Source organism: Longimicrobium sp., assembly GCF_036399255.1.
GTDB lineage: Bacteria > Gemmatimonadota > Gemmatimonadetes > Longimicrobiales > Longimicrobiaceae > Longimicrobium.
Genome location: NZ_DASWNM010000076.1, coordinates 99616 through 107199 on the forward strand (window position 1 = coordinate 99616; position 7584 = coordinate 107199).

Below are 7584 nucleotides of genomic sequence, written 5' to 3' on the forward strand. Positions count from 1 at the left end.
GTGTGGCTTCCGGGCGCTCGATCGATCCCACGAGGCTGCAGCCGATCCTCAGACCCGCGCCGGCACCGGGGTGGCGGGGTTCGCCACCAGGCGCTGCGCGTCGCTGGGGGTGTAGCAGTCCGTCATGATGGCCGGGCAGCGCATGCACGCCGCCTTGCCCTCCTGCTTCCACCAGCGGCAGTCCGGGCGAAGATGGCATGCCGGCAGGTTCTTGCTGACCGCCGGCATCAGCTGCACCAGCTTGGTGGCCAGCTTGCAGTCTGCGCCGTCGAAGTGCGTGCAGGCCCCGCCCGCGCAGGGTGCCCCGAACCGGAACACCTGCGTGGGCATGACGGGACCGGCCATCGCCAGGAGCTCGTCCGTAACCGGAACGCGCCCCTCCAGGTAGCCCACGCGGCGTTCTTCCAGCGTACCGCCCACCACGCCGAAGGCAAACGCCCCGTCCTGCGTGGGCCGTGCGCTCGGGCAGAACGGCACGGCGTCGCCGCGGGACGGCGTACCCTGTCCGTTCGCCACCGCCGAGCTCACGGCTCGACGGGGAACATGCCCATGGTGGGACCGATGTCGGCGTAGGCCTGCGTCTGGTCCTGGAGCGCCAGGTTCACGCCCGCGGCGGCGGCGGCGGCGAGCACGTCCAGCGGTACGGTGGTGGGCGAATACGGGTTTTCCATGCATCCTCCAGAAGGTGGGGGGACCGAGCACGATGGACGGGCCGGAGACACCGGCCCACGCTCGTGCCATGGAGAGTAAATCCCACGTTTCCAGACGTCAAGTGTTATAGCATCGGCATCTGATCGCGACACACCGGGTGCGCTCGTGATGCGCCAACCCCGGTCGAAACCACCACTTCCCGCACCGGATCCGCATCGTCCGCGGTCCCCGCGGGGTTACCGGACGTGACGATAACTCTCCGGTGACGTCCTGCATCGGGATGGCGGCGGGTGGCGTGGCACAACACGCGCGCGGCGGCGTAAACGCGTCCGGCGCAAAGCACGGTCCTTGCGACGGGCATCCGCACGGACGGAAGCTCTTCCCGTGTTCCAGACGTTTCCCGGGAAGGCCGGGCCCCGCCCCCACGCGCGCCCCAAGCTGCAAAATGCTCCCATGAGCCGGCCGGCCGTCCTGATCGTCTCCGCCGCCAACGGCACCGGGCACATCCGGGCCGCCGAGGCCGTGCGCGAGGCGTTCGCGGCGCAGGATCCCGGGCTGCACGTGGAGCACGTGGAGCTGCTCTCCATTGCCCCGCGGTGGGTGCGCGCCTTCTACGGCTCGCTGTTCGAGACCATGGTGGCCCGCGCGCCGCGGCTGTGGAAGGAGATCTACCGCGTGACCGACGGCGACGCGCAGAACCGGGCGCGGTGGGGCCCGGTGGCGCACCGCACGCTCTTCCGCGAGTTTCGCCGCCTGCTGCAGTCCGGGCCGTGGCGCGTGTGCCTGTGCACGCACTTTCTTCCCGCGCAGCTCGCCGCCGGCCGCTTTGGCCTTCCTCCGCTGGCGCTGGCCATCACCGACTTCGGGCTGCACCGCTTCTGGGTGCAGCGCGGCGTGGCGCAGTACTTCGTGGCCACCGACACCATGGCCAACGACCTGCGCCGCCGGCGGGTGCGCCGCACGCGCATCGCGGTCACGGGCATTCCCATCGGCCCGGCGTTCTCGGTGCCGCCCTCGCGCGAGCAGGCGTGCGCGGAGCTGGGGCTGGCGCCGGACCGCCCGGTGGCGCTGGTGACGGGCGGCGGGCTGGGGCTGGGCGTGGACGAGGGGACGGAGGCCGCGCTGCAGGCCACGCACCCCGCCGTGCAGATCGTGGCCGTCTGCGCGCGCAACGAGGCGGCGCGCGCGCGGCTTTCGTCGCTGGGGGTGCCGCCGGAGCGGCTGCACGTGTACGGCACCGTCCGGGGGATGGAGCGGTTCCTGGCCGCGGCCGACGTGGTGGCCGGAAAGCCCGGCGGGCTGACGGTGAGCGAGTCGCTGGCGGTGGGGCGCCCGCTGCTGCTCACGCGCCCCATTCCCGGCGCGGAGGAGGTGAACACGCGCGCCGTGGTGCAGGAGGGCGCCGGCCTGTGCGCCGCCACCCCGGCGGAGATGCGCGACGCCTTTCACCGCGTGTTCGCCGAGCCGGGGCTGCTGGAGCGCCTGTCGTGCGAGGCGCGCCGCATCGGCCGCCCCCACGCCGCCCCCGACATCGCCGCCGCCATCCGGCGCGACTACCTGCCGCCCGCCGAGGGATGATGGCCATCGAGGCAGATGGAAGTTCGATGAAAGCGCATCGAAGTGGAATGGAAGTGATCTCTGCTGGATGGCCCCTTCAATTTACTTCAACTGACTTTCATGGGACTTCATTCACTTCTATCCGACTTCAATTCACTTCCATTCCACTTCAATTCACTTCCATTCCACTTCTATTCGCTTCATTCCAGCTTCCAGCGCGCGCCCCGGCCTCGGCCCGCCACCTGCACCAGGTCCAGCCGCCGGAGCGCCTGCAGGTTGTCTCGCACGCTCAGGATGGCCGCCTCCTCCCCGATCGTGGCGGACACCTGGGCCAGCGTAGCCGGCCCCATCACCGACAGCGCCTCCAGGATCTGCTGCTGCAGCGGGCTCACCGTGCGAATTACCCGCGTGGGCGCCACGTAGCGCACGGGCCAGAAGCGCACGACCACCTCGCCTCCGCGCTGCTCGAACTCCGGCGCAGCCAGCCCGGCCCGCGCCGTAAGCTCCACCATCTTCAGCGTCCCGCGCCCCCACTGCTCGATGACGCCGCGACGGAAGAAGACGTTCGCGATCAGCGGGTTCCATGGTTGGGACGTGTGCGGCTTGAGCAGGGTCTCGGGCGTAAGGCCGAACGGCAGCGCACCGGTGCTCGTGATCTCCAGGCGGTCATCATACAGGGCGATCCCCACCGAACCGCCCGGCATGCTGTAGTCGCGGTGGCAGATGGCGTTCGCCAGCGCCTCGCGCAGCGCCGCGGGTGGGTAGAGCGGATCGTCGACCCGTTCGAACAACGATGGAACGATCCGGCCCGCGACGGGCAGATGGTCGCGGAGAAAGCGCTGGGCGCGCATCATCAGGTCGAACGCGTTGCCCACCTCCTGCCGGTTGTCGATGAACTCGCTCTTGTCCGTTCCGCGAAAGCGGGCCAGGCGCAGCAGGCACTGCGGATAAAGTTGGGCCAGGCGCTCCCGCCGGCAGAACAGCACGACCGCCGCGTTGACCAGCTGGCCGTTGCGGATGAGCTGCATTGCGCGCAGAAGCTGCTCGGGGTCGCCGGTCCCCGGATCGTCCAGGCGAAGGCGGCGCACGGCCTCGCCCACCGTCCGGTCGATCTCCGCGTGATCGAGGTCGTCCAGCGTGACGCCGGACGCGGGAAGGATCTCCCACCGGTGCGCGGGATGCGCTCCTTCCAGCAGCAGGCGCCGGTACTGCTCCTGCGGCATGGCCGCCGTCACCGGCCCCTGACGCACGTACGGCCTGCCGTCGTAGGTAAAGGCGCCGCCCGTCCGGCCGGGCACCGAGACCACCAGGACCTCGCGGCCGTTCTCCAGCGGCACGCGCTCCGGTGTAAGCGCCGGCTGCGGATCGATGCGCCGCAGCTCGTGAACCAGGTCGGCGATCGTCTTTGCGGTCACCTCCTGCCCCACGATCCGTCCGTCGTCCTCCACGCCGAAGAAGACGAAGCCGCCGATTCCGTTCAGCATCCCGCAGACCGCCCGCGACGCTTCGGAGCGCTGGCCCGTCGTACGCTTGAACTCGATCGTTTCCGACTCGCCCGCAAGGACGAGCTCGTCGATTTCGGCGATGGTCATGGGGTGGTGGGGCTGGGAAGGAAACGCGAGTACGGCTGGACGGAGTCGATGAGTAGCGGCTGGCCCAGAGACGCGCAAGTGCTGGAATTGCATTCGTTTGAACAGGCGCCAACGCTGGCGCGTCCGGTGCGGCCGCATTGCGGCCACTCACGGCATCCGTCCGGGAGACGGATGCCGTCTACCCCTCCCGATCCCCGGCGACCTCTACCTCAAGGCCGAAGGTGTCGGCGAACAGGCCGGCCTTGCGGCGCAGGGCCCAGCGCTCCAGCAGAAGGTCGCCGGTGCCGTCCAGCTCCAGCGTGAGCCTGCCCTTGCCCACGCTGGCCTTGAGCCCGCGCACGGCCTGCAGGTGCTCGCGGTCCAGCGCGTCGGCGATGCGAAGGATGGAGGCCAGCTTCACCACCCGGTCGCGGTCTTCCGAGTCCAGGCCGGTGTACTGCTCGTGGTGCACCGCGGGCACGCCCTTGCGGTGGTAGCGCGCCACGTTGGCGATCACCGCGATCTCGCGCGGGGTGAACTCGGGGATCTCGGACTGCGAGATGATGTACAGCGAGTGCTTGTGGTGCTTCTTGTGGCCGATGAAGATGCCCACGTCGTGCAGCACCGCCGCCGCCAGCAGGATGCGCCGGTCTCCCGCGTCGAGCTTGTGCACCTTGAGCAGCTGGTCGAACAGCGAGCCGGCCAGGTGCGCCACGTGGGCGGCGTGCGCCTCCTCGAACAGGTAGCGCCTGCCCAGCGCCACCGCGCCCGCGATCGCCTGCTTTTCCTTGCGTACCTCGTGCGCCTCGTGCGTGGTCAGGTCGTCCACCAGGTCCAGCAGCACGCCGTCCTTGAGCCCCACGGCCGGCACCAGCACCGCTTCGGCGCCCGCCAGCGAGGCCACGCGCTCGTACACCATGGCGGCGGGGAGGATGACGTCGGCCCGGTCTTCGCGCAGCCCCAGCTGCTCCACGCGCTGCCGGTACGAAAGGCGCGACAGCACCGCGATCACCCGGCGCAGCTCCACCAGGGGGATGGACGCCGCCTTGCCGCGCCCCGGCTCGGCCCCCATCAGCCGCGCCAGCGCCTCGATGTTGCCGCCGGTGGCGATGAGCCCCGCCGGGTTCCACTGCTGGGTGATGACGGGAATGCGCAGCGTGGCGGCGTACTCCTCCAGCAGCCGCTGGAAACGGCCCGGCTCCTCGCCCGAGACGGCCAGCTCCTCCAGCAGCCGCACGGAGCCCATGGTGTGCGACTCGCTCCACAGGATGGCGCTGTTGTCCACCAGCGACACCTCGACGCTGCCGCCGCCCAGGTCCACCAGCAGCCACTTCTTCTTGCCGAACGGCACCTGCGCCTTGACGGCCTCGTACACCAGGCGCGCCTCTTCGCTGCCGGTGATCACCTCCAGCTCGATCCCCGTCTCGCGGCGCACCCGGTCCACGAACTCTTCGCCGTTGCGGCTTTCGCGGGTGGCGCTGGTGGCCACGGCGCGGTAGTGGGCAATCCCCAGCGCCTCCATCTGCACCCGGAAGCCACCGATGGCCTCCACGGCCGCCTCCATGGCGCCGCGGGCCAGCTTGCCCGACAGGAACACCTCGTGCCCCAGGCGCACCGGCTCGCGCCGCTCGGCCAGCACGCGGTACTCCGTGGGCGCGGTGAACTCGGCGGCCAGAAAGCGGATGGCGTTGGAGCCCACGTCGATGCCGCCCACGCGTAGCGGAAACGACGGGGGCGCCGCCGTGGCGGACTGGGCTTCGGTGCGGTTCAGCAGCTGGATCATCGGCGCGAGCGGGAGTGCGGTCAGGGGTGCGCGGGTGATGGCGCAAGGCGCGGACCGCGGGGGTGGGCAGGGGAGGGTGAAGGGGTGAAGGGGTGAAGGGGTGAGCGGGTGTTGGGCCGATTCCGCAGAGCGGTCCAGATCAATCCGGCCAACGGTGTCATTCTGAGGGAGGCGCACCCCGGTCCTTTCCAGATGCACGCCAGCCGGTGCGCCGACCGAAGAATCTCTTTCGGAAACGGGGGCTTCTCGCGCCAGACTCGGTCGGCGACGGAGGTACTGCGCCCTCCGGATGCCTCGGGGTGGGCGGCATTCCCTCGGAGTGACGGCGATTGCCCGTACTCGGCAGGAATCGCCACGAAAACAAGGAAGCCCGCCTCCGGAGGGAGACGGGCTTCGTCGTCACGATGATGGGGCGGCGGCTACTTGCGGCTGCGCTTGCGGGCGGGGCCCCACTGCGGCTCGGCGGCGTACTCCTCGCGCAGGCGGCGCAGCAGCCACTGCTCCAAGTCGTCCGCCAGCGGCGAGGCCTTGCGGGTGCCGCGGATGGCGTCGAACACGGCCCGCACCTCGGCGCCGGCTTCGTCCAGCCCGCGCGGCAGCAGCAGCTTCAGCTGGCCGGCCGTGGGGATGGTGCCGCGCTCGCGGGCCTGCAGCGCCTGCCGCTCGTTGTACAGCAACCCCATCGCCCGCAGACTGCGCTGGTGCGGACGCTCGGTGGTGCCGTTGACGAACTTGCGCATCGCTTCGTGCCCAAGACCCACCCGTGCCGCCACGTCGCGTAAGGACGTGTCAAGTACGAGCTGGCCCATGAAGGCACGCAGCGTCTCGATGGGCACATGGCGCCAAGCCTCGTCCGGCGAGGCGGCCCGGCCACTTTGTCTAGGTTCGGTGGGTGGACACTCGGGATTGTACGCACCTGCGGGCCCGTACGCAAGCGGTCAGGCCAAGTGATCAAAGCACGCGTCTTTCCAGGGGCTCCCCCGAACGCGAAAAACCCCGCCTGCGGGCGGGGTTTTTCGCGGCCGGCCGTCCATGCGGAGGGCATCTTCGCCCAGGCGAAAAAGCACGGCGCGGCCCGCCCGCGGCGCGGACGCGCGTTCCGCCCACCCGCCCGGCGCCGGGTGCGGCCGCCGGGACGGGAGTGGTCAATCGTCGTCGTCGTCGTCGTCGCCTTCGGGATCGAAGCCGGCGGACTCTTCCTCGATCTGGTCGATGAGCGACGAGCCCCAGGCGCTCTCCAGCAGCCGGCGCACCTTGGGAAAGCGGTGCATCACCTCGCCCATCTCGGGCGTAACGAAGATCTCCAGCACGTCGGCGCGGCTGTACGCAGAGCTTTCCTCGTCGTCCATGAACGCCTTCAGCTCCTCCACCAGGTCACGAAGGTCGCTCAGCAGCTCGCTGGGAAAGTGCCCCTCGTCCAGCGCCACCGCCGATTCCACCCAGTCGTGCACCTGCGACACCAGCTCGTCGAAGCGCTGGTCCACCCGTGAATCGCTCATCCCGTTTTCGTCTCTCTCTATCGTTCAGTCGCGGCCGCGAACCCGCACGGCGGAGCACAGCGTAAAGCCCCGGCAAATGGCGGTCAAGTCTCCCCGTTCGACAAGGCGGAAGTCCGGAGGTCCAACCAGACCCGCGAACGGCCTCCCGCAGCCCCAGCCGGCACGCGTGGAGCTCCACGAAACAGCCCCCGCGGAGGCGTGTGCGGGAGGCCCCATCCACCTCCGGGACATCCAGGAAAGCACGTCCCGCGCAGGTGGCTCTTCTTCCATGGTTCCGCCATCACGGAGGAATGCCTGTACGCAGGCATGCCTGTATACAGGCGCGATCCACCGCGCGTGTCCAGTCACCCGCGACCGCCGAAAGCGCACTCGGGCCTGGCCACCTCAGAGGGTGTTGCCCAACCTCCCACGCGATTGACTTCCTGAGGGAGGCGCCACCCCATAACTTCCTTGTACACTGCATCTTGGCGCCGACCGAAGGACCTCGCCAGCAGAACGACGGGGCTGGTCCCGTGCCCTGATC

7 protein-coding genes are annotated in these 7584 nt (G+C 69.9%); 1 reads left to right on the top strand and 6 read right to left on the bottom strand.

Features of this window, described 5'->3' with window-relative positions; genetic code table 11:
- Positions 1-48 precede the first annotated feature (48 nt).
- Both VGC13_RS12545 and VGC13_RS12550 read right to left on the bottom strand, forming a co-directional pair.
- Positions 49-516 (bottom strand): hypothetical protein, encoded by a 468-nt coding sequence (locus tag VGC13_RS12545; RefSeq protein WP_331125608.1) that lies wholly within the window; start codon positions 514-516, stop codon positions 49-51.
- Positions 517-524: 8 nt separating this feature from the next.
- Positions 525-671, bottom strand: coding sequence for a hypothetical protein (locus VGC13_RS12550; protein WP_331125609.1), 147 nt, complete (start codon positions 669-671; stop codon positions 525-527).
- Positions 672-1104: 433 nt separating this feature from the next.
- Between VGC13_RS12550 and VGC13_RS12555 the strand changes: the two genes are divergently transcribed.
- Positions 1105-2229, top strand: a complete 1125-nt coding sequence (locus VGC13_RS12555) for an MGDG synthase family glycosyltransferase (RefSeq protein ID WP_331125610.1) — start codon at positions 1105-1107, stop codon at positions 2227-2229.
- 179 nt (positions 2230-2408) lie between these two features.
- Here VGC13_RS12555 and VGC13_RS12560 read toward each other — a convergent pair whose 3' ends face one another.
- The 4 genes from VGC13_RS12560 to VGC13_RS12575 form a co-directional block, all read right to left on the bottom strand.
- On the bottom strand, positions 2409-3800 hold the full coding sequence (locus VGC13_RS12560) for an ATP-binding protein (RefSeq protein ID WP_331125611.1): 1392 nt from the start codon (positions 3798-3800) through the stop codon (positions 2409-2411).
- Positions 3801-3978: 178 nt separating this feature from the next.
- On the bottom strand, positions 3979-5562 hold the full coding sequence (locus tag VGC13_RS12565; protein ID WP_331125612.1) for a Ppx/GppA phosphatase family protein: 1584 nt from the start codon (positions 5560-5562) through the stop codon (positions 3979-3981).
- Between the two features lie 419 nt (positions 5563-5981).
- Positions 5982-6302, bottom strand: a complete 321-nt coding sequence (locus VGC13_RS12570) for a hypothetical protein (RefSeq protein ID WP_331125613.1) — start codon at positions 6300-6302, stop codon at positions 5982-5984.
- Between the two features lie 405 nt (positions 6303-6707).
- A complete protein-coding gene (locus tag VGC13_RS12575) occupies positions 6708-7061 on the bottom strand; it encodes a hypothetical protein (protein ID WP_331125614.1) in 354 nt (117 codons plus the stop codon).
- Between the last annotated feature and the right edge of the window lie 523 nt (positions 7062-7584).